Here is a 25,857-nt window from a genome sequence, read left to right as displayed (position 1 = left end):
AAGCTATACGGACCGGCATCTGACATTGCGCATGACTTTGTTGCTGTCATTTACAGAAATTGACAAAATCAGATGCCCCGAAAATTAATTTGCGCCAGCGATAAACGACTGAAGCTGGGCTTCAGTTTGTAAACGCTGCTGAAGCGCGGTGGCTTCCTGCTTAGAGCTGAATGGCCCAAGCTGAATGCGCCATACCGCACCGTTTTGCACAACGCGGCCCGGAACCGAAAACTGCTGGCCAAGACGTTGCTGGTACTGCTGGGCGCGGCCCTGGTCGCTGACGGCACCAACCTGAACCACATAATTGCCGCTGGCAGCGGGCGCAGCGCTGGCCGCCGGCGCGGTGACGGGCGCGGCGGTGTTATTGGGCGCAGCAACCGGAGCAGCGATGTTATTTGCTGCGGCGACCGGCGCGGCAGGCTGGCTGACCGGAGCAACCGCAGGCTGCGCGGCAGGTGCTTCGTTACTCTCCAGCACCCCCGAACTCAGCGTGGTCGGCGCACCGAGAAAACCGCTGCTTTTCACTGGGGCACCGACACCGCCATCTTCAGGCTGCAACGTGCTGTTATCGATCGCCCGCACGTCGCCCGGCGACTGGGAAGCGGCCTGCGGTACAGAAGAGGCGCTGCCCATGCCACCGCTTAAATCTGGGCGATCGGGCAGAGCGTAAGTTTGTTTCGCCACGGTCGTACAGGCCATGCCAGGGCCGGACAAGGAGCCGTCCTGGGCAACGATAATCGGATCGATACGCACTTTGGTATTATTGGACGTATTCAGGCGGTCGGCGGCGGCGCGCGAGAGTGAAATCACCCGGTCATTACCGTACGGCCCGCGATCGTTAATCCGTACCACAATCATGCGTCCGTTCGCCATGTTGGTGATACGGGCATAGCTGGGCACTGGCAGGGTCGGATGCGCCGCGGTCAGCTGCATAGGGTCAAACTCTTCGCCCGATGCGGTCAGATTGCTTCCCGGCTCGGCATCGTAAATAGCGGCAAGCCCGGCCTGGCTGAAGCGCGATGGGTCCTGCACAATTTTGTAGCTTTTGCCGTCACGTTGATAATCCTGATTGACCGAGGCGTTCAGCGGCTCGTAGCGCGGATCGGCCCCGCCGATCTCGGTGACCGGGCCGTTACAGACCGCAGGCTGCGGAGGCGCGACGTTTTGTTGCTGCTGATCGGTATCATTCGTACATGACGTCAGCAGCCCTGCTGCTATGCAAATCCCGAGACAAAGCTTCCGCATTGCGCACCACCCCTTAAACGCTTTTTGACAACATTTTTCTGTGAGTATGGATCGACATAACGATACCAAACCCGGCCATGAGTACAATCAGGGCGGAACCCCCGTAGCTGACCAGCGGCAGCGGAACGCCCACCACCGGTAAGATACCACTCACCATACCAATATTTACAAATACATAAACGAATAAAATCAGCATCAGGCCACCGGCCATCACTCGCCCGAAGGTCGTCTGCGCGCGTGCGGCGATCCACAGCCCGCGCATGATCAGCAGCAAGTACAGCGCCAGCAGGACGAGAAAGCCGAACAGTCCCAGCTCTTCAGCCAGTACCGCAAAAATAAAGTCGGTGTGGCGCTCCGGCAAAAACTCCAGCTGCGACTGGGTACCGTGCAGCCAGCCCTTACCGCGCAGGCCGCCGGAACCGATGGCAATTTTCGACTGTATAATATGATAGCCTGCGCCCAGCGGATCGGTTTCTGGATCGAGCAGCATCATTACGCGCTGGCGCTGGTAATCGTGCATCAGGAAGAACCACAGGATCGGAATAAAAGCGGCAATCAGCAATACCGCAATGCCAATCAGCCGCCAGCTCAGGCCGGAAAGAAACAGGACGAACAGCCCGGACAGCGCGATCAGAATTGAGGTGCCGAGGTCGGGCTGCGCCGCTACCAGCAGCGTTGGCATAAAAATCAGCACCAGCGCGATGGCGGTATTTTTCAGCGACGGCGGACAGACATCGCGGTTAATAAACCGTGCCACCATCAGAGGGACGGCGATTTTTGCGATCTCCGAGGGCTGAAAACGCACTATGCCTAAATCCAGCCAGCGCTGTGCGCCTTTGGATATCGCGCCGAAGGCGTCTACGGCCACCAGCAATATCACGCAAAATATATAAAGATAGGGTGCCCAGCCTTCATAAACGCGAGGGGGGATTTGGGCCATCACGACCATCATCACCAGCCCCATCATGATCTGGCCGATTTTACGTTCCATCATGCCAATATCCTGACCGCTGGCGCTCCAGATCACCAGCGAGCTGTAAACCAGCAGCGCCAGGGTAATCAGCATCAGCGCCGGGTCGATATGGATCTTGTCCCAGAACGATTTTTTATTCGGATTATCGGTCATGCTATTGGTCCTCCGCCGCCGTTGACGCCGGGTTTTCTGCGGGCAGTTCGGTGTTGTTATCACCGAGCATAATGTGGTCGAGGATCTGACGCATAATGGTCCCGACAGCCGGGCCTGCGCCGCCGTTTTCAAGGATCATGGCGACGGCAACGCGCGGATTATCATAAGGCGCGAAGGCGGTCATCAGTTTATGGTCGCGCAGACGCTCCGCGATTTTGTGCGCGTTATAAGTTTCATTCGCTTTCAGGCCGAACACCTGCGCAGTACCTGATTTCGCCGCCACTTTATACGGCGCGCCCATAAAATATTTATGCCCGGTGCCGTTAGGCCGGTTGGCTACACCGTACATACCGTCTTTGGCGATCTCCCAATAGCCGGAGTGGATATCGCCGACCGGCGGTTGCACAGGCTGCGTCCACGGCACCTGTTTGCCATTCTCAACGGTGTTCATCAGGAAATGCGGCGTTTTCACCACGCCGTCGTTAATCAGGATCATCATGGCTTTATTCATCTGGATTGGCGTTGCCGTCCAGTAGCCCTGGCCGATGCCCACCGGAATGGTGTCGCCCTGATACCACGGTTTTTTGAAGCGTTTTTGTTTCCATTCGCGGGTCGGCATATTACCGGAGCGCTCTTCGGAGAGGTCGATACCGGTATAGTGACCATAGCCAAACTTGCCCATCCACTCCGCGAGACGGTCGATGCCCATATCATAGGCCACCTGATAGAAGAAAGTATCCGCAGATTCCTCCAGCGATTTGGTGACGTTCAGATGACCGTGCCCCCATTTCTTCCAGTCGCGATAGCGTTTTTCCGAGCCGGGCAATTGCCACCAGCCGGGATCAAACAGGCTGGTATTGCGCGTGATGACGCCTGCGCTTAGTGCGGAAACGGCGACGTAAGGTTTCACCGTTGACGCCGGAGGATACACCCCCTGGGTGGCGCGGTTTACCAACGGGGTGTTCGGATCGTTAAGCAGCGTGGAGTAATCCTTGCTGGAAATGCCGTCGACGAACAGATTCGGGTTATAGCTTGGCATGGACACCAGCGCCAGAATATCGCCGCTGCGCGGATCGGTAACGACCACCGCAGCGCGGCTTCCGGCCAGCAGGGTTTCAATGTAGCTCTGAAGTTTCAGATCGATAGTCAGATAAATATCGTGCCCGGCCTGCGGCGGCACTTCTTTCAACTGGCGGATCACCCGCCCACGGTTGTTAACTTCAACCTCTTCGTAGCCGGTCTGACCGTGGAGGATATCTTCATAGTAACGCTCAATGCCGAGCTTACCGATATCGTGCGTCGCCGCGTAGTTTGCCAGCTTGTCTTCTTTATCCAGCCGCTCAACGTCTTTATCGTTGATTTTTGAGACGTAGCCAATGACGTGCGTCAGGGCAGAGCCGTAAGGATAGAAGCGGCGCTTGTAGCCTTTTACCTCAACGCCGGGAAAGCGATACTGGTTGACCGCGAATCGCGCAACCTGAATTTCCGACAGGTTAGTTTTCACCGGAATGGAGGTAAAACGGTGCGAGCGACTGCGTTCTTTCTTGAAATTGGCGATGTCGTCATCGTTGAGATCGACCACCTCGCGCAGCGCGTCGAGGGTTTGCTGCACGTTATCAACCTTCTCCGGCATCATTTCAATCTGGTAGATAGTACGGTTCAGCGCCAGCGGCGTGCCGTTACGGTCGTAAATGATGCCCCGGCTGGGCGCAATGGGTACCAGCTTAATGCGGTTTTCGTTGGAACGGGTCTGATAATCGGTGAAGCGATTGATTTGCAGATTATAAAGATTGGCAACCAGCACGCCGGAGAGCAGCAGGATCCCGCTGAAGGCGACCAGCGCCCGGCGCACAAACAGCGCGGACTCAGCCGAATAGTCGCGAAAAGAATTCTGTAATTTCATCCGCTGCTTAGTCTACCCTGATCATCGTTACTCGCGGTGGTAGGGGTGGTTAGTGGTGATACTCCACGCCCGGTAGAGGCTCTCTGCGACCAGCACCCGTACCAGAGGGTGAGGGAGGGTCAGCGCAGACAGAGACCAGCTTTGTTCAGCCGCTGCTTTACAGGCGGGAGATAACCCTTCTGGCCCGCCGATCAACAGGCTGACATCGCGGCCATCCTGCTTCCAGCGCTCCAGCTCAACGGCAAGCTGCGGCGTATCCCAGGGCTTACCTGGGATGTCGAGCGTGACGATGCGATTCTTGCCTGCGGCGGCCAGCATCAATTCACCCTCTTTGTCGAGAATACGTTTGATATCCGCATTTTTGCCGCGTTTGCCAGCGGGGATTTCCACCAGCTCAAACGGCATATCTTTGGGAAAACGACGTAAATACTCGGTAAATCCGGCCTGCACCCAGTCCGGCATTTTGGTGCCGACGGCTACCAGTTGCAGCTTCACGCATTAACCCCAGAGTTTTTCCAGTTCATACAGGCGACGGCTGTCTTCCTGCATCACGTGGACAATCACATCGCCTAAATCAACGACAATCCAGTCGGCGGAGTTTTCACCTTCCACACCCAGCGGCAGCAGCCCGGCGGCGCGGGACTCCTGAACCACGTGGTCAGCGATTGACATTACGTGACGGCTGGACGTTCCGGTACAAATAATCATGCAATCCGTAATGCTGGATTTACCCTGAACATCCAGAGAAAGGATGTCCTGACCTTTAAGATCGTCTATTTTGTCGATGACAAAATCCTGAAGTGCTTTACCCTGCAAGAGTTCCCCCTGGGTACGAGATAATTAACAACAATAAACAGCCTGCCAGTATACCCGAAATGCGGGCTTCAGCGGGACACAAATGTCTCAGATCAGGCTTTTAAAAGTGGGCTATCATCCCACCCCTTGCACAGGAATGCATCGCCATTTTTGTAAAACAATTTTCACGCGGGCGTTAAGGGCAGGAAAAGTCTGGCGCGGAGAATAACAGCCTGCGGTGGCGTGTCAATAAGCAGCGCGCCGGGAATGATGAAAATTAACGGTAAAGACCTTGCTGAATAATGTAATCCTGCACTGCTTGAGGGAGCAGGTCGGCGCAGGATTGATGGCGCGCCAGTTGCTCGCGGATTTGGGTGGAGGAAATGGCATACCACGGCGTTTGCGCCAGGTAGATTTTCCCGGCGGGCAGCGTATGGAGATCCTGCGGATCGTGCGTTACGTGGCGCTCAAGCCACGCCTGCTTTTCCGTATCCGGCATAATTGAAGGGTAGCCCGGACGGCGGCAGACCAGTAAATGCGCGTGATCGAGGATCGTGTCGTAACGGTGCCAGGTGTGGAACGTCAGCAGAGAATCCTGACCGATAATAAACGCCAGCGGGGCATCCGGGCCTTGCTCTTCGCGCCACTCCTGGAGCGTTTGCGAAGTCCAGGACGGCGTATCGCGCCGTAACTCCCGATCGTCCACGGTAAAGAGCGGTTTATCTCTGATTGCCAGCTCAAGCATTGTTCTGCGCTGGGCGGCGCTGGCCTCCGGCTGCGGGCGATGGGGAGGAACGTTATTCGGCATCAGGATTGCCCGCGTCAGCCCGACCAGCTCCGCCAGCGTTTCCACCGGCTTCAGGTGCCCATAATGAACGGGATCGAAGGTGCCGCCAAACAGTGCCTGCAAACGGGTCATATCATCCATCAATAAAAATATCGGCTAAAGCTTTATGACAGAGTAGCAGAGAAAGGCTTTCCAGATCGGACCACACCGACTGGCTGTAGTCCTGCTTGAGTGTCAGTTCGGCGCGGCTGAGCAGCGTGACCGCCTGACGCAATTGGTTTTCGCTAAGGCGATTCAGCGCGTCCCCAACGATGCCACGACGGTTCTGCCAGACGCGGTATTTATCAAACAAAGCCCGCAGCGGCGAGTGCGCCATCTGCCGTTTGAGATTCACCAGCATCAGCAGTTCGCGTTGCAGGGTGCGTAGAAGGATCGCCGGTTCGCTGCCTTCAAGCTGAAGCTGGCGCAAAATGTGCAGCGCGCGTTTGCTTTTGCCCGCCAGCAGCGCGTCAAGCCAGTGAAACGGCGTGAAATGTGCGGCGTCATTCACCGCCTGTTCAACGCGGGGCAGGGTCAGTTTGCCGTCCGGCCATAGCAGCGCGAGCCGCTCCAGCGCCTGCGCCAGCGCCAGCAGATTACCTTCATAGCAGTAGCACAGTAGCTGGCTTGCCGCGTCGTCTATCTGAAGGTTATTTTGTTTTGCCCTGGCCGCCAGCCAGCGCGGAAGCTGTGCCTGTTCCGGCGTCTGGCAGGTGACCTGCACGCAGCGGTCCGCCAGCGCGGAGAGCCACGGAGCATTTTCCTGCGCTTTGGTGAGTTTATTGCCGCGCACGATCAGCAGCAGATCGTCGTGCAGCAGGCTGACAAGCGTTGATAGCGGTTCATTGAACGGTGCACCGGGACCATTTTCCGGCAGCAGCAGCGTCAGCGTCTGACGACTGGCAAACAGGCTCATGGCCTGACAGAGCGAGAAAATCGCGTTCCAGTCGGTGCTGGCGTCCAGCGTAAAGGTGTGGTGTTCGTCAAATCCCTGTGCGACAGCCGCCTGACGCACCGCGTCCTGGCTTTCCTGTAGCAGCAGCGGATCGTTTCCCAAAAGCAGATACGCCGCGCGCAGCCCCTCAGAGAGCTGCGCGCGGAGTTGTTCAGGATACAGCCGAATCATTACTGGCCCAGCGTTGTCGTCACGCGAGCGGGCGTCGTGGCGGCAGGCGTGGAAGAGATAATTTCTTTATTCTCTTCTTCATCTGCGGCTCTGACGCTCGGAAGCTGACGAATCAACTGTTCAGCGGCTTTATCGTACATTTCATTGACGATCATGGTCTGCTCGGCATCTTTTGCCAGCGCCCGCTGTGGGTTGTCAAAGAATGAGCGATAAACCCGGGCGTTGATCGGGTAGATGTCATGGCCTGGGATCAGCACCGACGCGCTGACCGTCATCACCATTTGATATTCTGCCGTCTGACCGTTCTGGAACACCGACGCCGTATCCTGCGATACTGCCGACGCGCCCAGGCGCAGGGACGGAATATCTTTCCGCGTTGTTTCTTTCTGATCCACGACCTCAATACCGTTGAGCCGTAGCTGGTTGCGCACCGCGCGGCTCAGTGGGCCGTTCGGATCGCTTGAATCAAAGATCATCGTTTTCATCGTTGTCGGCACCTGCGTAGTGCTACGCAAGTGCCAGCCACAACCGGCGGTGGCAAGCACCGCCAAAGATAACAACACAGTAACCAGATGTCGCACGCTTCCTCCCGCGTTTAACCCACAACCAGATTGAGGAGTTTACCCGGTACGTAAATCACTTTACGCACGGTAACGCCGTCAAGGTATTTTGCGACCAGATGTTCCTGACCCGCACGTTCACGTACCTGTTCTTCGGTCGCATCCACCGGAACAGTAATTTTACCGCGTACTTTGCCGTTAACCTGCACCACTACCAGCGTGCTGTTTTCGACCATGGCTTTTTCGTCCGCAACCGGCCACGGAGCGTTGTCGATATCGCCTTCACCTTTCAGCTCCTGCCACAGCGTAAAGCTCATGTGCGGGGTGAACGGGTTGAGCATCCGCACAACCGCCAGCAGCGCTTCCTGCATCAGAACGCGATCCTGCTCGCCTTCGGTCGGTGCTTTCGCCAGCTTGTTCATCAGCTCCATAATCGCCGCAATCGCGGTGTTGAAGGTCTGACGACGACCGATATCATCGGTCACTTTAGCGATGGTTTTATGGACGTCACGACGCAGCGCCTGCTGATCTTCGCTTAACGCGTCCACGTTCAGCGCGGCAACGTCGCCCTGTGCAGTGTGCTCGTACACCAGTTTCCAGACGCGTTTCAGGAAGCGGTTAGCCCCTTCCACGCCGGATTCCTGCCATTCGAGGGTCATGTCTGCCGGAGAGGCAAACATCATAAACAGACGCACGGTGTCCGCGCCGTAACGCTCAACCATTTCCTGCGGGTCGATGCCGTTATTTTTCGACTTCGACATTTTGCTCATACCGGTATACACCAGCTCATGGCCCGCGCCGTCTTTCGCTTTCACGATGCGGCCTTTTTCGTCGCGCTCAACGATAGCGTCTTTCGGGGAAACCCAGTTACGCTCGCCGTTGGCACCCACGTAGTAGAATGCGTCTGCCAGCACCATGCCCTGACACAGCAGTTGTTTTGCCGGTTCGTCAGAGTTAACCATGCCCGCATCGCGCATCAGCTTGTGAAAGAAGCGGAAGTAGAGCAGGTGCATGATGGCGTGTTCGATACCGCCAATGTAGATATCGACCGGCAGCCAGTAGTTGGCCGCTTCCGGGTCCAGCATCCCGTCGTTGTACTGCGGGCAGGTGTAGCGCGCGTAGTACCAGGAGGATTCCATGAAGGTGTCGAAGGTGTCGGTTTCGCGCAGCGCAGGCTGACCGTTAACGGTGGTTTTTGCCCACTCTGGATCAGCTTTAATCGGGCTGGTGATGCCGTCCATGACTACGTCTTCCGGCAGGATCACCGGCAGCTGATCTTCCGGCGTCGGCAGCACGGTGCCGTCTTCCAGGGTGACCATCGGGATCGGCGCGCCCCAGTAACGCTGACGGGAAACGCCCCAGTCGCGCAGACGGTAGTTTACTTTACGCTCGCCCACACCTTTGGCGGCCAGCTTGTCGGCGATGGCGTTAAAGCCCTCTTCGAAGCTCAGTCCGCTAAATTCGCCGGAGTTAAACAGGGTACCTTTTTCGGTCAGAGCTTGTTCTGACAGATCCGGTTCAGAGCCGTCAGCCGCCAGAATCACCGGCTTGATGGTCAGACCGTATTTAGTCGCAAATTCATAGTCGCGCTGATCGTGACCCGGAACGGCCATGACCGCGCCGGTGCCGTATTCCATCAGCACGAAGTTTGCGGCCCATACCGGGATCTCTTCGCCGGTCAGCGGGTGAACGGCTTTAAAGCCGGTATCGACGCCTTTTTTCTCCATCGTCGCCATTTCAGCTTCGGCAACTTTGGTATTGCGGCATTCGTCGATAAAGGCCGCCAGTTCAGGATTGCTTGCGGCAGCCTGCTGCGCCAGCGGATGACCAGCGGCAACGGCCAGATAGGTCGCGCCCATAAAGGTGTCCGGGCGGGTGGTGTAAACGGTCAGCGTGTTGTCGTAGCCGTTCACGTCGAAGGTGATTTCCACGCCTTCAGAACGACCGATCCAGTTACGCTGCATGGTCTTCACGGTATCCGGCCACTGATCCATATGATCCAGATCGTTCAGCAGTTCGTCAGCGTAGGCGGTGATTTTGATAAACCACTGCGGGATCTCTTTACGTTCCACTTTGGTGTCGCAGCGCCAGCAGCAGCCGTCGATCACCTGCTCGTTGGCGAGAACGGTCTGGTCATTCGGGCACCAGTTCACCGCAGACGTTTTCTTGTACACCAGGCCTTTTTTGTACAGCTCGGTGAAGAATTTCTGTTCCCAGCGGTAATATTCCGGGGTGCAGGTCGCCAGTTCACGGCTCCAGTCATAGCCAAAACCCAGCGTCTTAAGCTGGTTTTTCATGTAGGCGATGTTTTCATACGTCCACGGGGCTGGCGCAGTATTGTTTTTTACCGCCGCGCCTTCCGCAGGCAGGCCGAAAGCGTCCCAGCCGATAGGCTGGAGAACGTTTTTACCCAGCATACGCTGGTAGCGGGAGATCACGTCGCCGATGGTGTAGTTACGGACGTGGCCCATGTGTAGTCGGCCAGAAGGATAGGGAAGCATCGACAGGCAGTAATACTTCTCTTTGCTCTCGTCTTCGGTCACTTCAAATGTGCGCTTCTCATCCCAGTGAAGCTGTACTTTGGATTCTATCTCTTCCGGGCGGTATTGCTCTTGCATGGCAGCCAGTGGTCCTGTTTTGCTAACAGCTACAAATGTAGCCTGTAGATGTGGTAATTCAGATCCGCATAGCATAGCCCAAACGCCCGCGTCAAAACAGCCTTTCGCACATTTGGCAGGCGCAAAAAGCTTGCAGGAATTTACACACTCTGTGAGCCGGTCGCGGCGGATGGGGTGAAATAACGTCTATTATTAGAGGTAGTTAACGACCCAGGAGACGAAATGATGAACAAGGTTGCTCAATTTTACCGGGAGCTGGTGGCGACATTAACCGAACGGCTGCGCAACGGTGACCGGGATATCGACGCGCTGGTGGAGCAGGCGCGGGTGCGGGTAACGCAAACCGGGGAGTTAACGCGAACCGAGATTGACGAGCTGATCCGGGCGGTACGCCGCGATCTCGAAGAATTCGCCATGAGTTATGAAGAGAGTCAGAGTGAAGTTGCTGATAGCGTCTTCCTGCGGGTCATTAAAGAAAGCGTCTGGCAGCAACTGGCCGACATTACCGATAAAACGCAGCTGGAATGGCGCGAAGTGTTCCAGGATCTCAATCACCACGGGGTCTATCACAGCGGGGAAGTGGTGGGGCTGGGCAATCTGGTCTGTGAAAAGTGCCACTATCATTTAGCGGTTTACACCCCGGACGTGCTGACGCTGTGCCCGAAATGCGGGCATGACCAGTTCCAGAGAAGGCCGTTCGAGCCGTAAGAATTAGTCATGCGGGCGCGGCGGCAGAGGTCATGCTGCCGTGCCAGACCGCGATTAACCTTCCCGTGTCCTGCCTGGCAGAACGGCAAATCCCGTTCTGGATAACGCTTCTCGCTGCTATGATAAAACCCGTTACCGCGTGACGGTTTTTCAATTCCAGCAAGGAACGGACACTATGAACACCCGCTTTGCCAGCCTCATTCGCTGGATCTTTTCTGCATCACTCTGCCTTTGCGCATTTTCCTCCTGGGCCAGCGTTACGTTAACCTCCGCCGATGAGCAGCAAATTAACGCGCTTATTGACCGCTGGAATGACGACCTTAACCGTCAAGAGCAGGCGCAGCCGCAGTCCTTGTACGCGCCGCAGGTCGAATGGTTCGGGCAAACGCTAACCGCGCAGCAGGTTCTGGCTAATCAGCAGGTGTTTCTCGCCAAAAATAAAAACTATCAGCAGTCCATCGTCAGCACGCTGAATATTCAGCCAGCGGAAGAGGATCGGGTTCAGGTCCGTTTTGTCAAACGTGCGGGGCTGGATCTTGATAAGGAGCAGAACTATCCGGCGGAATTTATGCTGAAAAAAGAAACCTCAGGCTGGCGCATTGTAAGCGAAACCGACGGTATCACCCGTGCGGTGCAGAGCAAAGACGACAGCAGCCTGGTAGCGAAAGGCAAATTCGACGGCAGCCATACCAGCTATGTCTGGATGACGGACAGTGATCCACGTACCGGCGGCGTGTGTACGGAAGAGGGCGACTGCGAGTGCGCATTATGGAGTAGCGTTCCCGATGTTTTACCGGTCAAAATTCCCCAGTGTCTGGCGGGCGGTGTCGAAACCGTTTCCGGGCTGGACGACAGTGGCCGTGACCGGGTATTACTTTTCCCGCAGTGGTGGAGCAGCGCCCTGCGCGTGCTTTACCTGTACGATATCCAACAAAAGCAGTGGATCAAAACCCTGCCGGGTATTTCCTTTAATATCAACCTTCAGGAAACGGCAACCGGCGCGGATCTGGTGAAGCGCGACCCGGCCCATCCGGGCAGGGTTAACGTTGTTCAGTCCGTATTTGATGAAGCGAAAGAAGAGCCGACCACCAAAGTGGTGAGTCAGACGCTGCGCACGCTGAAATAATGCGTACACTCGCGTAGTTATAATGAAGATCGCCGCACAGGGATGCGGCGATCTTCATTAACTCCGGGCGTCAGACCGGAGGAAAATTAATGCAGGATTTTGGCGAGGAAATCCTTCGCCCGATCGGATTGTGGATTGGCGAAAAACTCTTCTTTTGCCGAATCCTCGACGATTTTCCCTTCATCCATAAAGATCACCCGGTTGGCGACTTTGCGTGCAAAGCCCATTTCGTGCGTCACCACCATCATGGTCATGCCTTCGTTTGCCAGTTCCACCATCACGTCCAGCACTTCGTTGATCATTTCAGGATCGAGGGCCGAGGTGGGTTCGTCAAACAGCATGGCGACCGGGTCCATACACAGCGCGCGGGCGATGGCGACGCGCTGCTGCTGACCGCCGGAAAGCTGCGCCGGAAACTTGTTGGCGTGCGCCGACAGGCCCACACGGTCCAGTAATTTCAGCCCTTTTTCGCGCGCGGCGGCTTTATTGCGCTTCAGCACTTTTACCTGCGCCAGCGTCAGGTTTTCCAGAATCGACAGATGCGGGAACAGTTCAAAGTGCTGGAACACCATCCCTACATGCGAGCGCAGTTCGGCGAGATTGGTTTTTTTATCGTTCACTTTGGTGCCGTTAACGACGATTTCGCCTTTCTGCACCGGCTCCAGCCCGTTCACCGTTTTGATAAGCGTTGACTTACCGGAACCGGAAGGGCCGCAAACCACCACCACTTCACCTTTTTTTACTTCCGTTGAGCAGTCGGTCAGCACCTGAAAGTGACCATACCATTTAGAAACGTTTTTCAGGGAAATCATGATACTGTCCTTTTCTTCAAATAGCTGACCAACAGCGAAGCACTCAGGCTGATAGCAAAGTAAACCGCACCGGCAAAGAGGATCATTTCGACCTGGGTTCCGTCACGCTCGCCAATGGTCGAGGCGGTACGGAAGAAATCGGCGAGGCTGAGCACGTAAACCAGCGAGGTATCCTGGAACAACACAATGCCCTGCGTGAGCAGCAGCGGCACCATGGCGCGGAACGCCTGCGGCAGAATGATCAATTTCATCGACTGCCAGTGAGTCATCCCCAGCGCCAGCGCCGCGTTGGACTGCCCGCGCGAGACGCTCTGAATACCAGCACGGATAATTTCCGAATAGTAGGCGGCTTCAAACATCGAAAATGCCACCATCGCGGAGATCAGGCGGATATCCGTTTTCGGCGACAGCCCCAGCACGTTTTGCAGGAAGCCCGGCACAATCAGATAAAACCACAGCAGCACCATCACCAGCGGAATGGAGCGGAAAACGTTCACGTAGGCGGTGGCAAACCAGGCCACCGGCTTAAAGGTCGACAGCCGCATCACCGCCAGTAGGGTGCCCCAGACGATACCAATCAGCACGGCGGTCACGGTGATTTTAAGCGTTATCACCAGCCCGTCGAGCAGATAAGGCAGGGAGGGGACGATGGAACTCCAGTCAAATTCGTACATTATTTGCCTCCCATATTGCCCGGCAGGCGTACTTTACGTTCTACCAAATTCATCACCACCATGATAATGGCGTTAATCAGCACGTAGGCGAGGGTGATCGCGGTAAACGATTCCCAGGCGTGCGCGGAGTAATCCAGCAGTTTGCCCGCCTGCGCCGCCATATCCACCAGCCCGATAGTTGAAGCAATGGCGGAGTTTTTCACCAGGTTCATCATTTCCGAGGTCATCGGCGGGACGATCACCCGGTATGCGTTGGGCAGCAGCACATAGCGGTAAGCCTGCGGCAGCGTCAGGCCCATCGCCAGCGCCGCGCTTTTCTGCCCGCGCGGCAGTGACTGAATGGCGGCGCGCACCTGCTCGCACACGCGTGCGGCGGTAAACAGCCCCAGACAAATCATTGAGGAGAGGAAAAACTGAATATTCGGGTCCAGTTCGGCTTTAAACCACATACCGAGATCTTCCGGCAGCAGCTCAGGCACCACCAGATACCAGGTAAAGAATTGCACGATAAGCGGCACGTTGCGGAACAGCTCAACGTACAGCGTGCCGAGACCGGATAAAAAGCGGTTCGGGACGGTACGCAGGATGCCAAACAGCGAGCCAACGAGAAAGGCGATGATCCAGGCGGTTATCGACAGCGCGACGGTGACCTGGAAGCCGTTCCACAGCCAGCCCAGATACGTCGTGTTGCCGAAGGGGGCCTGCTGTAAAAAAATACCCCAGTTCCAGTCTATGGACATACTTCTACTCCAGAAAAAAAAGGGTAGCAGCGCTACCCTCGAAGATTGTTGAACAGCTTACTGCGGTATTCGCGTCGGGTGGGGAACGACCCCCCGGCGTATAGTCTGTCCGTGCTGTTTCGACAATCGAGAGGGCAGGTTCTCCTGCCCCTGGTTCTTATTAATTCAGGGCTTTATCGTTTGGCTCTTTGAACAGCGCTTTCATCTCATTAGAGAGTTCAAAGTTCATGTTCAGATTTTTCGGTGGGATGGGGTTTTTAAACCACTTATCAAACCATTTTTCTGCTTCCCCGGAGGTCTGGGCCTGGGCGATGGTGTCATCCATCAGCTTTTTAAACTCGGTATCGCCTTTACGCAGCATACAGCCGTAGGCTTCCTGTGATTGCGGCTTACCGACGATTTCCCAGTTATCCGGTTTTTTCGCTTTTGCACGTTCACCGGCCAGCAGAGCATCATCCATCATAAAGGCCACCGCGCGACCGCTTTCCAGGGTACGGAAGGAGTCGCCGTGATCTTTCGCACTGATGATACGCATATCCATTTTTTGTTCGTCATTCAGCTTATGCAGCAGCACTTCGGACGTGGTCCCGGAGGTCACAACGACCGCTTTCCCTTTCAGATCCGGGAAGTCTTTAACGTTGCCGCCTTTTTTCGCCAGCAGACGAGTCCCGACCACGAAAATGGTGTCGGAGAAGGCGGCCTGTTTCTGACGCTCAAGGTTATTGGTCGTGGAGCCGCACTCAAAATCGAAGGTGCCGTTTTGCAGCAGCGGAATACGGTTTTGTGAAGTAATCGGGATCAGCTTCACCTGCAAATCAGGTTTGTTCAGCTTTTTCTTCACCGCTTCAACGATAGCGTTGGAGTAATCCTGCGAATAGCCAACCACTTTCTGCTGGTTGTCGTAGTAGGAGAACGGCACTGAAGATTCACGGTGGCCGACCACGATCACGCCATTTTTGGCGATTTTTTCGAGGGTGCTTCCCGCCGCAGGCGCAGCATCCTCTGCATGGACCACCCCCGCAGAGATGCCCATGACCAGCATTGCCGTGGCCAGTTTACATAATTGCATATCCAACTCCTTTTATCGTCAGCGCCGGGACGCTGTTGATACCCATTGTGAGTGTTTGTGTTGTTATGACCTGCGACTTAAGCGTGCAGTGTTATTGCTATTTGTTAACATTTAGTCTGGCTTAATGTAAAGATTTTGCTGCATTAATGTTTATTTTTGCGAGGTGCGCCGCACCATTAAAAGGCAAAAATAGCGCAATGCACTTTTCGGGTGCCACCAGTGCGCTATTGTGGTGCGACCCGGTTGCGCTTATGCGAATTTCGCAGCTGGCTATGAATATTAAGCAAAGGGTGTGCCAGAAAGGACGAGCATGACGGGGAGCGGAGCAGAACGGCGGCGTATTTCCGGCGGCAAGAAAATGTCGCGGCAAAAAAATCCCCCGCACTACTCTGCGCGAGGGATTTTTGACGGCAAATAACCTTAACGGCGCTGGCGCAGACTCATCAGCAGCGCGCCAAAGCCGAACAATGCGGTCAGGATCCACAGCGGCCAGTTACCGGTACGGGCATAAGGCGTCAGGCCGGTGGTGGGCGTGACGTTGGTGGTCAATACCTGACGGGTGAACTGCGGGATCATCGCCTGGATCTCACCCTGCGGGCCAATCACCGCCGTAATACCGTTGTTAGTACTGCGCAGCAGTGGACGCGCCAGTTCCAGCGCGCGCATCCGCGCCATCTGGAAGTGCTGCCACGGACCAATGGATTTGCCAAACCATGCGTCGTTGGAAATCGTCAGCAGGAAATCGTTCTCCGGGCGGAAGTTGTCGCGCACCTGCTCGCCGAGAATGATTTCATAGCAGATTGCCGCCGTCAGCTTATAGCCGTTAACCGACAGCGGCGGCTGTACGTAAGGGCCACGGCTGAAGGATGACATCGGCAGATCGAAGAACGGTGCCAGCGGACGCAGGATGGTTTCCAGCGGTACGAATTCACCAAATGGCACTAAGTGATTTTTATTGTAGCGGTCGGTGGATTCGTAGCTGTAGGGCGAATCTTTACCCAGCGTAATAATGGTGTTGTAGGTATCGTAGCGATTCTGCTTGTTCAGCCGGGCATCGACAATGCCGGTGATCAGCGAACTGCCTTTCGCCCGCAGCATTCCGTCCAGCTCCTTCAGCAAGGGCTGCTGGTTGATTTCCAGATCGGTAATGGCGGATTCCGGCCAGATAATCAGCGAAGATTTGCCCATCAGCGGCTGGGTGGCATCGAGGTAAATCTTGAGCGTACTGATGAGCTGATCTTCATCCCATTTCAGCGACTGGGGAATATTCCCCTGCACCAGCGAAACCTGAGTTGTTTTCTCAGGTTCCGGCTGATACCACTGGATATAGCGCAGCGGGATGGGCAGGGCGAACAGCACCAACGCTGCCACCAGCGGCCGCCAGTTGCGGGTGACGGCGGCCAGCACCAGCAGGCCGCTGACTATCATCAGCAAAAAGTTAATCGCTTCTACGCCGGTGACGGGCGCCATGCCTTTCAGCGGGCCGTCAATCTGGCTGTAGCCAAACTGCAGCCACGGGAAGCCGGTTAATACCCAGCCACGCAGGAATTCGCTAATTTGCCAGACGACCGGTGCAGCGATGGCTACCCGCAGCCAGCTGGTTTTCGGCCACAATCGCGCCAGAATACCGCCGAAAAGCCCGGTATACAGCGCCATATAAGCCGCCAGCAGCACCACCAGAAAGACGTTGACCGGTCCCGGCATCCCGCCAAACTGCGCGATGCTGACATACACCCAATTAATGCCGCTGCCGAAAAGACCGAAGCCCCAGCAGAAACCAATGCCCGCCGCCTGAAGCGGACGGCGGTTGAGCGTCAGCGCCTGAAGGCCCATCAGCGAAATGAGGGCGGCGGGCCAGATGTCATAAGGAGAAAAAGCCAGCGTTCCGCTGGCTCCGAAAAGTAGCGCCAGCAGCAGACGTACGCGCTGGCGTTTAAGAAGTGAGGCACATGCCATTGATATTACTCGTCCATTTTAGGTTGCGCAGAATCTTCCGGCAGTTTGACGTGAACCTGAATGATACGGCGGCTGTCCGCCATTGCCACTTTGAACTGATAGCCGTCAATATCGATGGTTTCGCCACGGGCAGGTAAATGACCAAACGCCTGCATGACTAAGCCGCCGATGGTATCGACTTCATCGTCGCTGAAATGGGTGCCGAAGGTGTCGTTAAAATCTTCAATCGACGCCAGCGCGCGCAGGGTCCAGGTGTGACGGCTGAGCTGACGGAAGTCGATATCTTCTTCTTCGTCATACTCATCTTCAATTTCACCGACGATCAGCTCCAGAATGTCTTCGATGGTCACCAGACCAGAGACGCCGCCGAATTCGTCAATGACGATAGCCATGTGATAACGCTGAGAACGGAACTCTTTCAGCATCCGGTCAACCCGTTTGCTTTCAGGGACAACCACTGCCGGACGTAACACCTTATCCATGCTGAAGGCTTCAGCATCGCTGCGCATAAACGGCAGCAGATCTTTGGCCATCAGAATCCCTTCGATGTGATCTTTGTCTTCGCTGATCACCGGAAAACGCGAGTGGGCGGATTCGATAATGACATCGAGGCATTCGTCCAGCGTCTGGTTGCGTTTCAGGGTGACCATCTGCGAGCGGGGGATCATGATATCGCGGACCCGCTGGTCGGCGATGTCCATTACCCCTTCGAGCATATCGCGCGTATCTTCATCGATCAGCTCGTTCTGCCCGGAATCACGGATCAGCGCCAGCAGTTCATCGCGGTTTTTCGGTTCGCCGTGAAAAAGCTGGCTTAATAACAGGGAGAAAAATCCCTTTTTGCTAGTTATTGTGTCACTACTGTGTGAATTGTCGTCGCTCATGGCGTCGTGTGGGTTCTCATGTCAGTTAAAATTTCGTCCGCCGCGTCACCTCAGCGCCGGACGTTGAACCTGTGCGCCAGCATTCTGGCGCGCGGGTTACTCCTTCTCGGCAATGTACGGATCCTCGTAACCGAGAGCAAGCATTATCTCAGTTTCAAGGGCTTCCATCTCTTCTGCCTCATCGTCTTCAATGTGGTCGTAGCCCAGCAGGTGCAAACTGCCGTGAACCACCATATGCGCCCAGTGCGCGTCCAGCGGTTTCTCCTGCTCTTTGGCTTCCTGTTCGACCACCTGGCGGCAGATGATTAAATCGCCCAGCAGCGGCAGTTCAATCCCCGGCGGCGCTTCAAACGGAAAGGAAAGCACGTTGGTCGGTTTGTCCTTGCCGCGATAGGTCAGGTTAAGCTCATGGCTTTCTGCTTCATCCACCAGCCGAATCGTGACTTCTGATTCTTCCTGAAACGCGGGGATAACCGCATTCAGCCAGGTCTGAAACTGCGCTTCTTCCGGCAGGCCCGCGTTGTTTTCGCAGGCCAGTTGTAAATCGAGGATCACCTCACTCATTTTTGCTCCTGCGCTTCGCGCCTGCGTTCTTCGGCCTGCTCAGCGCGGCGTTTTTGATCGGCTTCTTCCCATTTTTCATAGGCGGTAACGATGCGGGCAACCACCGGATGGCGCACTACGTCTTCGCTGTGGAAGAAGTTAAAGCTGATTTCATCGACGTCCGACAGCACTTCAATGGCGTGACGCAGGCCAGATTTGGTACTGCGCGGCAGATCGACCTGGGTGATGTCGCCGGTGATCACCGCCTTTGAATTAAAACCGATACGGGTCAGGAACATTTTCATCTGTTCGATGGTGGTGTTCTGGCTTTCATCAAGAATAATGAAAGCGTCGTTGAGGGTGCGACCACGCATATAGGCCAGCGGTGCAACTTCGATCACGTTGCGCTCCATCAGCTTTTCAACTTTTTCAAAGCCGAGCATTTCAAACAGCGCGTCATACAGCGGGCGCAGGTACGGGTCAACTTTTTGGCTTAAATCGCCGGGCAGGAAGCCCAGTTTTTCACCGGCTTCAACCGCCGGGCGGGTCAGCAGAATGCGGCGAATTTCCTGACGCTCCAGGGCATCAACCGCCGCCGCCACCGCCAGATAGGTTTTACCCGTCCCGGCAGGGCCAACGCCAAAGGTGATGTCGTGGTCGAGAATATTGGCAATATACTGCGCCTGATTCGGCGTGCGCGGTTTAATCACCCCGCGCTTGGTTTTGATATGAATCGCTTTACCGTATTCCGGCACGCTTTCAGCGCTTTGTTCCAGCACCCGCGCTTCTTTGATAGCGAGGTGGATTTGTTCCGGCTCAATATCCTGGATCTGCCCGCGCATTGGCGCAGTATCGACATACAGCGTGCGCAGGATATCTGCTGCGGCAGTCACGCAGATCGGGCGGCCAGTCAGGGTAAAGTGGTAATCATGACGATTGATTTCGATGCCCAGTCGGCGTTCGAGGTGTTTGATATTGTCATCAAACGGTCCGCACAGGCTTAGCAGGCGGGCATTATCGGCTGGTTCAAGGGTAATTTCACGAGATTCTGTATTCAAACTGTTCCTCTTTTACCGGTATAGCCACAGCGCGATAAAAGCAGCGTTGCGGCGGAGTTTGATCATTATTCACCTTGCAGGAAAAGGCGCAAGCTCTGGAATAAATATGGGGGAGGCGAGGAGGGAAAACAAGGCCTGCCGTGCGGCAGGCCGGAGAGATTACGGCTGGTAAATCCCGACGCCAATCTCGTTTTCTTTACGGGTGCGGGCAATGACCGATTCCGGCGATTCCACCACGCGCAGGCCCATCTCTTCCTCGGTGCGCACCAGCTTGCCGCGCAACGAGTTCGGATAAACATCGGTGATTTCGACATCGACAAATTTACCGATCATGTCCGGTGCGCCTTCGAAGTTCACCACGCGGTTATTTTCCGTGCGTCCCGACAGCTCCATAATGCTTTTGCGCGAGGTGCCTTCAACCAGAATACGCTGGACGGTGCCAAGCATCCGGCGGCTCCAGGCCATCGCCTGCTGGTTAATGCGCTCCTGCAAAATATACAGGCGCTGCTTTTTCTCTTCTTCCGGCACGTCATCGACCATATCGGCCGCCGGGGTCCCCGGACGCGCGGAGAAAATAAAGCTGTAGCTCATGTCGAAATTGACATCGGCAATCAGCTTCATGGTCTTTTCAAAATCGTCGGTAGTTTCACCGGGGAAACCCACGATAAAGTCGGAGCTTATCTGAATATCCGGGCGGGCAGCGTGCAGCTTGCGAATAATCGCTTTGTATTCCAGCGCGGTGTGGGTACGGCTCATCAGATTCAGCACCCGGTCAGAACCGCTCTGCACCGGCAGATGCAGGAAGCTCACCAGTTCCGGGGTATCGCGATATACTTCGATGATGTCGTCGGTGAATTCAATCGGATGGCTGGTGGTGAAGCGAATGCGGTCGATGCCGTCAATCGCTGCGACGAGGCGCAGCAGTTCGGCGAAGGAGCCGGTAGTGCCGTCGTAGTTCTCACCGCGCCAGGCGTTGACGTTCTGGCCGAGCAGGTTAACTTCACGCACGCCCTGCGCCGCCAGTTGGGCGATTTCAAACAGGATATCGTCGCACGGACGGCTGACTTCTTCACCACGGGTGTACGGCACCACGCAATAGGTACAGTATTTGTTGCAGCCTTCCATAATGGAGACAAACGCGGTCGGGCCGTCGGCGCGCGGTTCTGGCAGGCGGTCGAATTTTTCGATTTCCGGGAAGCTGATATCCACCACCGGGCTACGGTCGCCGCGCACGGAGTTGATCATCTCCGGCAGACGGTGCAGCGTTTGCGGGCCAAAAATAATATCGACGTAGTTCGCGCGCTGGCGAATATGATCGCCTTCCTGCGATGCCACGCAGCCGCCGACGCCGATAATCAGGTCAGGATTTTTTTCCTTTAATAATCGCCAGCGACCTAACTGATGGAAGACTTTTTCCTGGGCCTTCTCGCGGATTGAGCAGGTATTCAGCAGCAGCACGTCTGCCTCTTCCGCTATCTCGGTCAGTTGATAACCGTGAGTGGCATCCAGCAGATCGGCCATCTTCGATGAATCGTATTCGTTCATCTGACAGCCCCAGGTTTTAATATGGAGTTTTTTTGTCATCGACTTGCTCTTGCGAAAATAGTACCAGGATTGCAGGGCGCGTATTGTAATGCTTTGGCGCGGTTGTGACCATAGTTCATCTCCTGGCCAAATAAAAGTGGAAATCCTGTAAACTTAAGGGATTCTCTCAAAAGGATGAGTGACCATGACAAATCAAGCGGGTGAAGTCGTCGTAATTGGCGGTGGGATGGTCGGCGGCGCGCTGGCGCTGGGACTGGCGCAGCACGGATTTTCGGTAACGGTGATTGAACGGGCGGCTCCGCCCGCTTTTGATGCGAGCGCGCAGCCGGACGTGCGGATCTCCGCCATCAGCGCCGCGTCGGTGTCGCTGTTGCGCAGCCTCGGCGTCTGGGACGCGGTGCAGGGGATGCGGGCGCATCCATACTCCCGCCTTGAAACCTGGGAATGGCAGAATGCACACGTCGCCTTTGACGCCGCCGAACTGAAGCTGCCGCAACTGGGCTATATGGTGGAAAATAATATCCTCCAGGTGGCGCTGTGGCTGGCGCTGGAGGCGCATCCGCAGGTGACGTTGCGCGTGCCCGCTTCGCTGAAGGCCATGCATCGCGACCACAACGGCTACCAGCTGGAACTGGATGACGGCGCAACGCTGACGGCAGCACTGGTGATTGGCGCGGACGGTGCGAACTCGCAGGTGCGACAGATGGCCGGAATCGGCATTCACGCGTGGCACTATCAGCAATCCTGCATGTTGATTTCCGTTCAGTGCGAAAACTTGCCGGGTGACAGTACCTGGCAACAGTTTACCGCCGCCGGACCGCGCGCGTTTCTGCCGCTGTTCGATAACTGGGCGTCGCTGGTGTGGTACGACTCGCCCGCGCGTATTCGCCAGTTACAGGCGTTGAGTCTGCCGCAGCTTCAGCGCGAGATTGCGCAGCACTTTCCGGCGCGTCTCGGTAACGTGACGCCGGTTGCCGCCGGGGCATTTCCGCTGACCCGACGTCATGCACTGAAGTACGTTCAGCCAGGGCTGGCGCTGGTTGGCGACGCGGCCCATACCATTCATCCGCTGGCGGGGCAGGGCGTGAACCTCGGCTATCGCGACGTTGTTGCATTGCTGGACGTGCTGGCAAGCGCCCGCAGCCACAGCGAGGACTGGGCCAGTCATCAGATCCTCAAACGCTATCAGATGCGGCGCATGGCGGATAACTTTATTATGCAGTCCGGGATGGATCTGTTTTATGCCGGATTCAGTAATGACCTGGGGCCGCTGCGCGTGCTGCGTAATGTCGGGCTGATGGCCGCCCAGCGCGCGGGCGTGCTGAAACGGCGGGCGCTGAAGTACGCGTTGGGGCTGTAATTGCGTGGGCGTTCATGACCGGAACGCCTGCACTAACCTGAGCGTTGAAATGACAGGCATTGTTGACCGGAGTTTTGGCCGCTGCGCTGTGATAGCCGGTGGATAATATTGAGAACGCGCTGACAGCAGCGGTTATTTAGCCGATTGATGAAAACAAAAAAGCCCGCCGAAGCGAGCTTTTTTGTTTAATGTGGCTGGGGTACGAGGATTCGAACCTCGGAATGCCGGAATCAGAATCCGGTGCCTTACCGCTTGGCGATACCCCAATTGTTTTTGGTTATCTCTTCAACGTGTGCCGGAATCGAACCGGTGCCTTACAGCCTGGAGATACCCCAATTGTTTTTGGTTATCTCTTCAGCTTGTGCCGGAATCGAACCGGTGCCTTACAGCCTGGAGATACCCCAATTGTTTTTGGTTATCTCTTCAGCGCGTGCCGGAATCGAACCGGAGCCTTACAGCCTGGAGATACCCCAATTGTTTGTTGGACTTAACGCCAACACCTGCGCTCATCGCAATGAACGTCTTTTAAATTTGGCTGGGGTACGAGGATTCGAACCTCGGAATGCCGGAATCAGAATCCGGTGCCTTACCGCTTGGCGATACCCCAACAAATTTTGCGAAAATACCGGGTTGACCCACTACTTTCTAATCTGGTGGCTACGACGGGATTCGAACCTGTGACCCCATCATTATGAGTGATGTGCTCTAACCAACTGAGCTACGTAGCCATTTACTTCTTTTTGACTGGCTGGGGTACCTGGATTCGAACCAGGGGATGCCGGTATCAAAAACCGGTGCCTTACCGCTTGGCGATACCCCAATGCCGTGAGCGGTAAAACCGCACTCATCAAAAATATGGCTGGGGTACCTGGATTCGAACCAGGGAATGCCGGTATCAAAAACCGGTGCCTTACCGCTTGGCGATACCCCAACAACAAATCTTTTCAGATGGGAAAACTTCGGGCTATAAAACCGGAAGGTTCCCATCCGTACAACGCTTATCGGAAATGGTGCGGGAGGCGAGACTTGAACTCGCACACCTTGCGGCGCCAGAACCTAAATCTGGTGCGTCTACCAATTTCGCCACTCCCGCAAAAAGATGGTGGCTACGACGGGATTCGAACCTGTGACCCCATCATTATGAGTGATGTGCTCTAACCAACTGAGCTACGTAGCCATCTTTTTCCGCGTTACCTTATCGGCGTTGCGGGGCGCATTATGCGTATTGGGCCTTGAAGCGTCAACACCTTTTTCATCGAAAATGGCCTGAAAAAGACTGTTTGGTTAGGTTGCGAACAGCGTGACGCAATATTCGGCGATTATCAAAAACAGCACGGCAAAAAAAGAAACGGACCCCGCAGGGTCCGTTATTGATAACGCAGACTTATTTATAGGCGGACTGGTGTACGCCTACCGCGCGCCCTGATGGATCGTTCATGGTTTTGAAGGCTTCATCCCATTCGATGGCCTTCGCTGACGAACAGGCCACCGACGGACCGCCCGGTACGCATTCAGCGGCGCTCGGCACCGGGAACAGCTCTTCGAAAATTTCGCGGTACAAATACGCTTCTTTTGACGACGGCGTGTTGTACGGGAAACGGAAGCTCGCGGTTTCCAGTTGCTGATCGGATACCTGCTTCGCCGCCACTTCTTTCAGCGTGTCGATCCAGCTATAGCCCACGCCATCGGAGAACTGCTCTTTCTGACGCCACGCCACGCTCGCCGGCAGATAGGATTCAAAACATTCGCGCAGGATATGTTTTTCCATTTTGCCGTTGCCGCACATTTTATCCTGCGGGTTAATGCGCATCGCCACATCCAGGAATTTCTTGTCGAGGAACGGTACGCGGGCTTCCACGCCCCAGGCCGACATCGCTTTGTTAGCGCGGGCGCAGTCAAACATATGCAGCGCCTGAAGTTTTCGCACCGTTTCTTCATGCAGCTCTTTCGCATCCGGCGCTTTGTGGAAATAAAGGTAGCCGCCAAACACTTCGTCAGAGCCTTCGCCAGAAAGCACCATTTTAATGCCCATCGCTTTGATTTTACGCGACATCAGGTACATCGGCGTGGAGGCGCGAATGGTGGTCACATCATAGGTTTCGATGTGATAAATCACGTCGCGGATCGCGTCGAGACCTTCCTGCACGGTGAAGTGGATCTCGTGATGCACGGTGCCCAGATGGTTAGCCACTTCCTGCGCGGCTTTCAGATCCGGCGCGCCTTCCAGCCCAACAGCGAAAGAGTGCAGTTGCGGCCACCAGGCTTCAGAGCGTTCCTGATCTTCCACGCGGCGGGCGGCGAATTTTTTGGTGATCGCCGAAATAACCGAAGAATCAAGACCGCCAGACAGCAGTACGCCATAAGGAACGTCGGACATCAGATGGCTTTTCACCGATTCTTCCAGCGCCTGACGCAGCGCGTTTTTGTCGGTGACGTTATCTTTTACCGCATCGTAGCTAAACCAGTCGCGATGATAATACGGGCGGATCTCGCCGTCCTGACTCCACAGATAGCTGCCCGCCGGGAACTCTTTAATGGTGCGGCATACCGGCACCAGCGCTTTCATTTCTGAAGCAATATACAGGTTGCCATGCTCATCATGACCCATATACAGCGGGATAATACCGATGTGGTCACGGCCAATCAGGTAAGCGTCTTTTTCGCTATCATACAGCACAAAGGCGAACATACCCTGCAATTCGTCGAGGAACTCCGGCCCTTTTTCCTGATACAGCGCGAGGATCACCTCGCAGTCGGAGCCGGTCTGGAAATGGTAGCGATCGCCATATTCGGCACGCAGCGCCTGATGGTTGTAGATTTCACCGTTGACCGCCAGCGCATGGGTTTTTTTATCGTTATACAGCGGCTGGGCACCGGCATTCACGTCAACAATGGACAGACGCTCATGCGCCAGAATGGCTTTATCGCTTGCGTAAACGCCGGACCAGTCGGGACCGCGATGACGCATCAGACGCGACAGCTCAAGCGCTTTTTTACGCAGTTCAACCGCGTCAGTTTTAATATCCAGTACGCCAAAAATAGAACACATAACCTTCTCCGTTAACCCTGTTGCCTTTAATGCCTGCTTAAGAAAATGCCGCAAAGCGGGGCAGGGCGCAAGGGTTTTGGCAGCCAGATCGTAAAAAGTGCAATGATGATTATTGGATGTTGAAAAAAGAATAC

22 protein-coding genes and 7 tRNA genes are annotated in these 25,857 nt (G+C 55.5%); 3 read left to right on the top strand and 26 right to left on the bottom strand.

Annotated features, from left to right (window positions below; translation table 11 throughout):
- Positions 1–84: 84 nt before the first annotated feature.
- The 9 genes from rlpA to leuS all read right to left on the bottom strand — a co-directional run bounded on the left by rlpA (position 85) and on the right by leuS (position 10,199).
- The gene (gene rlpA, locus RT197_RS09550) at positions 85–1,245 is read right to left on the bottom strand and encodes an endolytic peptidoglycan transglycosylase RlpA (RefSeq protein ID WP_312949693.1); all 1,161 of its coding nucleotides are present in this window, start codon (positions 1,243–1,245) and stop codon (positions 85–87) included.
- A 13-nt stretch (positions 1,246–1,258) separates the two neighbouring features.
- Entirely contained in the window at positions 1,259–2,371 is a 1,113-nt protein-coding gene (gene mrdB / locus RT197_RS09545; protein WP_312949690.1) for a peptidoglycan glycosyltransferase MrdB, read from the bottom strand.
- Position 2,372: 1 nt separating this feature from the next.
- Positions 2,373–4,274, bottom strand: coding sequence for a peptidoglycan DD-transpeptidase MrdA (mrdA, locus tag RT197_RS09540; RefSeq protein WP_312949688.1), 1,902 nt, complete (start codon positions 4,272–4,274; stop codon positions 2,373–2,375).
- A 27-nt stretch (positions 4,275–4,301) separates the two neighbouring features.
- Entirely contained in the window at positions 4,302–4,769 is a 468-nt protein-coding gene (rlmH, locus tag RT197_RS09535) for a 23S rRNA (pseudouridine(1915)-N(3))-methyltransferase RlmH (RefSeq protein WP_103677433.1), read from the bottom strand.
- Between the two features lie 3 nt (positions 4,770–4,772).
- Positions 4,773–5,090 carry a ribosome silencing factor gene (rsfS, locus tag RT197_RS09530; RefSeq protein WP_312949683.1) on the bottom strand — a complete coding sequence of 106 codons (318 nt, stop codon included), beginning with the start codon at positions 5,088–5,090 and terminating at the stop codon, positions 4,773–4,775.
- A 256-nt stretch (positions 5,091–5,346) separates the two neighbouring features.
- Complete coding sequence (nadD, locus tag RT197_RS09525; RefSeq protein ID WP_312949681.1) at positions 5,347–5,988, bottom strand: nicotinate-nucleotide adenylyltransferase; 642 nt, start codon at positions 5,986–5,988, stop codon at positions 5,347–5,349.
- A gap of 1 nt (position 5,989) precedes the next feature.
- The gene (holA, locus tag RT197_RS09520) at positions 5,990–7,021 is read right to left on the bottom strand and encodes a DNA polymerase III subunit delta (protein ID WP_312949678.1); all 1,032 of its coding nucleotides are present in this window, start codon (positions 7,019–7,021) and stop codon (positions 5,990–5,992) included.
- The gene (gene lptE / locus RT197_RS09515; RefSeq protein ID WP_312949676.1) at positions 7,021–7,602 is read right to left on the bottom strand and encodes an LPS assembly lipoprotein LptE; all 582 of its coding nucleotides are present in this window, start codon (positions 7,600–7,602) and stop codon (positions 7,021–7,023) included. The genes holA and lptE overlap by 1 nt, the downstream gene beginning before the upstream one ends.
- Positions 7,603–7,616: 14 nt before the next feature.
- Positions 7,617–10,199: a leucine--tRNA ligase gene (gene leuS / locus RT197_RS09510; protein ID WP_312949673.1), complete on the bottom strand. Its 2,583-nt coding sequence runs from the start codon at positions 10,197–10,199 to the stop codon at positions 7,617–7,619.
- A gap of 225 nt (positions 10,200–10,424) precedes the next feature.
- On the opposite strand from leuS, the gene RT197_RS09505 reads away from it, so the two are divergent.
- Both RT197_RS09505 and RT197_RS09500 read left to right on the top strand, forming a co-directional pair.
- On the top strand, positions 10,425–10,907 hold the full coding sequence (locus tag RT197_RS09505; protein WP_312950445.1) for a zinc ribbon-containing protein: 483 nt from the start codon (positions 10,425–10,427) through the stop codon (positions 10,905–10,907).
- Between the two features lie 175 nt (positions 10,908–11,082).
- Positions 11,083–12,033, top strand: a complete 951-nt coding sequence (locus RT197_RS09500; protein ID WP_312949670.1) for a hypothetical protein — start codon at positions 11,083–11,085, stop codon at positions 12,031–12,033.
- A gap of 86 nt (positions 12,034–12,119) precedes the next feature.
- Here the strand turns inward: RT197_RS09500 and RT197_RS09495 are convergent, their stop codons facing one another.
- The 9 genes from RT197_RS09495 to miaB all read right to left on the bottom strand — a co-directional run bounded on the left by RT197_RS09495 (position 12,120) and on the right by miaB (position 21,353).
- Complete coding sequence (locus RT197_RS09495; RefSeq protein ID WP_312949668.1) at positions 12,120–12,845, bottom strand: amino acid ABC transporter ATP-binding protein; 726 nt, start codon at positions 12,843–12,845, stop codon at positions 12,120–12,122.
- Complete coding sequence (gltK, locus tag RT197_RS09490) at positions 12,842–13,519, bottom strand: glutamate/aspartate ABC transporter permease GltK (protein ID WP_312949665.1); 678 nt, start codon at positions 13,517–13,519, stop codon at positions 12,842–12,844. Before gltK ends, RT197_RS09495 begins: the two co-directional genes overlap by 4 nt.
- Positions 13,519–14,259: a glutamate/aspartate ABC transporter permease GltJ gene (gene gltJ / locus RT197_RS09485; protein WP_312949662.1), complete on the bottom strand. Its 741-nt coding sequence runs from the start codon at positions 14,257–14,259 to the stop codon at positions 13,519–13,521. The genes gltK and gltJ overlap by 1 nt, the downstream gene beginning before the upstream one ends.
- Before the next feature lie 160 nt (positions 14,260–14,419).
- Positions 14,420–15,328 carry an amino acid ABC transporter substrate-binding protein gene (locus RT197_RS09480; protein WP_312949660.1) on the bottom strand — a complete coding sequence of 303 codons (909 nt, stop codon included), beginning with the start codon at positions 15,326–15,328 and terminating at the stop codon, positions 14,420–14,422.
- Between the two features lie 420 nt (positions 15,329–15,748).
- Positions 15,749–17,284 carry an apolipoprotein N-acyltransferase gene (gene lnt, locus RT197_RS09475; protein ID WP_312949658.1) on the bottom strand — a complete coding sequence of 512 codons (1,536 nt, stop codon included), beginning with the start codon at positions 17,282–17,284 and terminating at the stop codon, positions 15,749–15,751.
- Positions 17,285–17,289: 5 nt separating this feature from the next.
- On the bottom strand, positions 17,290–18,168 hold the full coding sequence (gene corC / locus RT197_RS09470; protein WP_312949656.1) for a CNNM family magnesium/cobalt transport protein CorC: 879 nt from the start codon (positions 18,166–18,168) through the stop codon (positions 17,290–17,292).
- A 96-nt stretch (positions 18,169–18,264) separates the two neighbouring features.
- Positions 18,265–18,732, bottom strand: coding sequence for an rRNA maturation RNase YbeY (gene ybeY / locus RT197_RS09465; protein ID WP_312949653.1), 468 nt, complete (start codon positions 18,730–18,732; stop codon positions 18,265–18,267).
- A complete protein-coding gene (locus RT197_RS09460; protein ID WP_312949650.1) occupies positions 18,729–19,769 on the bottom strand; it encodes a PhoH family protein in 1,041 nt (346 codons plus the stop codon). The genes ybeY and RT197_RS09460 overlap by 4 nt, the downstream gene beginning before the upstream one ends.
- 159 nt (positions 19,770–19,928) lie before the next feature.
- The gene (miaB, locus tag RT197_RS09455) at positions 19,929–21,353 is read right to left on the bottom strand and encodes a tRNA (N6-isopentenyl adenosine(37)-C2)-methylthiotransferase MiaB (RefSeq protein ID WP_312949648.1); all 1,425 of its coding nucleotides are present in this window, start codon (positions 21,351–21,353) and stop codon (positions 19,929–19,931) included.
- 145 nt (positions 21,354–21,498) lie between these two features.
- Here miaB and ubiF point away from each other — a divergent pair, with 145 nt between their 5' ends.
- Positions 21,499–22,674, top strand: a complete 1,176-nt coding sequence (gene ubiF, locus RT197_RS09450; RefSeq protein WP_312949645.1) for a 3-demethoxyubiquinol 3-hydroxylase — start codon at positions 21,499–21,501, stop codon at positions 22,672–22,674.
- Between the two features lie 191 nt (positions 22,675–22,865).
- On the opposite strand, the gene RT197_RS09445 is transcribed toward ubiF, so the two are convergent.
- The 8 genes from RT197_RS09445 to asnB all read right to left on the bottom strand — a co-directional run bounded on the left by RT197_RS09445 (position 22,866) and on the right by asnB (position 25,723).
- Positions 22,866–22,940, bottom strand: a tRNA-Gln gene (locus RT197_RS09445).
- Between the two features lie 266 nt (positions 22,941–23,206).
- Positions 23,207–23,281 (bottom strand) — tRNA-Gln (locus tag RT197_RS09440).
- A gap of 44 nt (positions 23,282–23,325) precedes the next feature.
- Positions 23,326–23,402: transfer RNA gene (locus tag RT197_RS09435), tRNA-Met, on the bottom strand.
- Between the two features lie 17 nt (positions 23,403–23,419).
- A tRNA-Gln gene (locus RT197_RS09430) sits at positions 23,420–23,494 on the bottom strand.
- A 36-nt stretch (positions 23,495–23,530) separates the two neighbouring features.
- Positions 23,531–23,605 (bottom strand) — tRNA-Gln (locus RT197_RS09425).
- A 77-nt stretch (positions 23,606–23,682) separates the two neighbouring features.
- Positions 23,683–23,767: transfer RNA gene (locus RT197_RS09420), tRNA-Leu, on the bottom strand.
- 7 nt (positions 23,768–23,774) lie between these two features.
- Positions 23,775–23,851, bottom strand: a tRNA-Met gene (locus RT197_RS09415).
- A 207-nt stretch (positions 23,852–24,058) separates the two neighbouring features.
- Positions 24,059–25,723, bottom strand: a complete 1,665-nt coding sequence (asnB, locus tag RT197_RS09410) for an asparagine synthase B (protein WP_312949643.1) — start codon at positions 25,721–25,723, stop codon at positions 24,059–24,061.
- Positions 25,724–25,857 lie beyond the last annotated feature (134 nt).

This window comes from Superficieibacter sp. (assembly GCF_032071645.1).
Classification (GTDB): domain Bacteria; phylum Pseudomonadota; class Gammaproteobacteria; order Enterobacterales; family Enterobacteriaceae; genus Superficieibacter.
The sequence above is the reverse complement of the archived record's forward strand: the minus strand, read 5'-3'. Positions and strand labels throughout refer to the sequence as shown.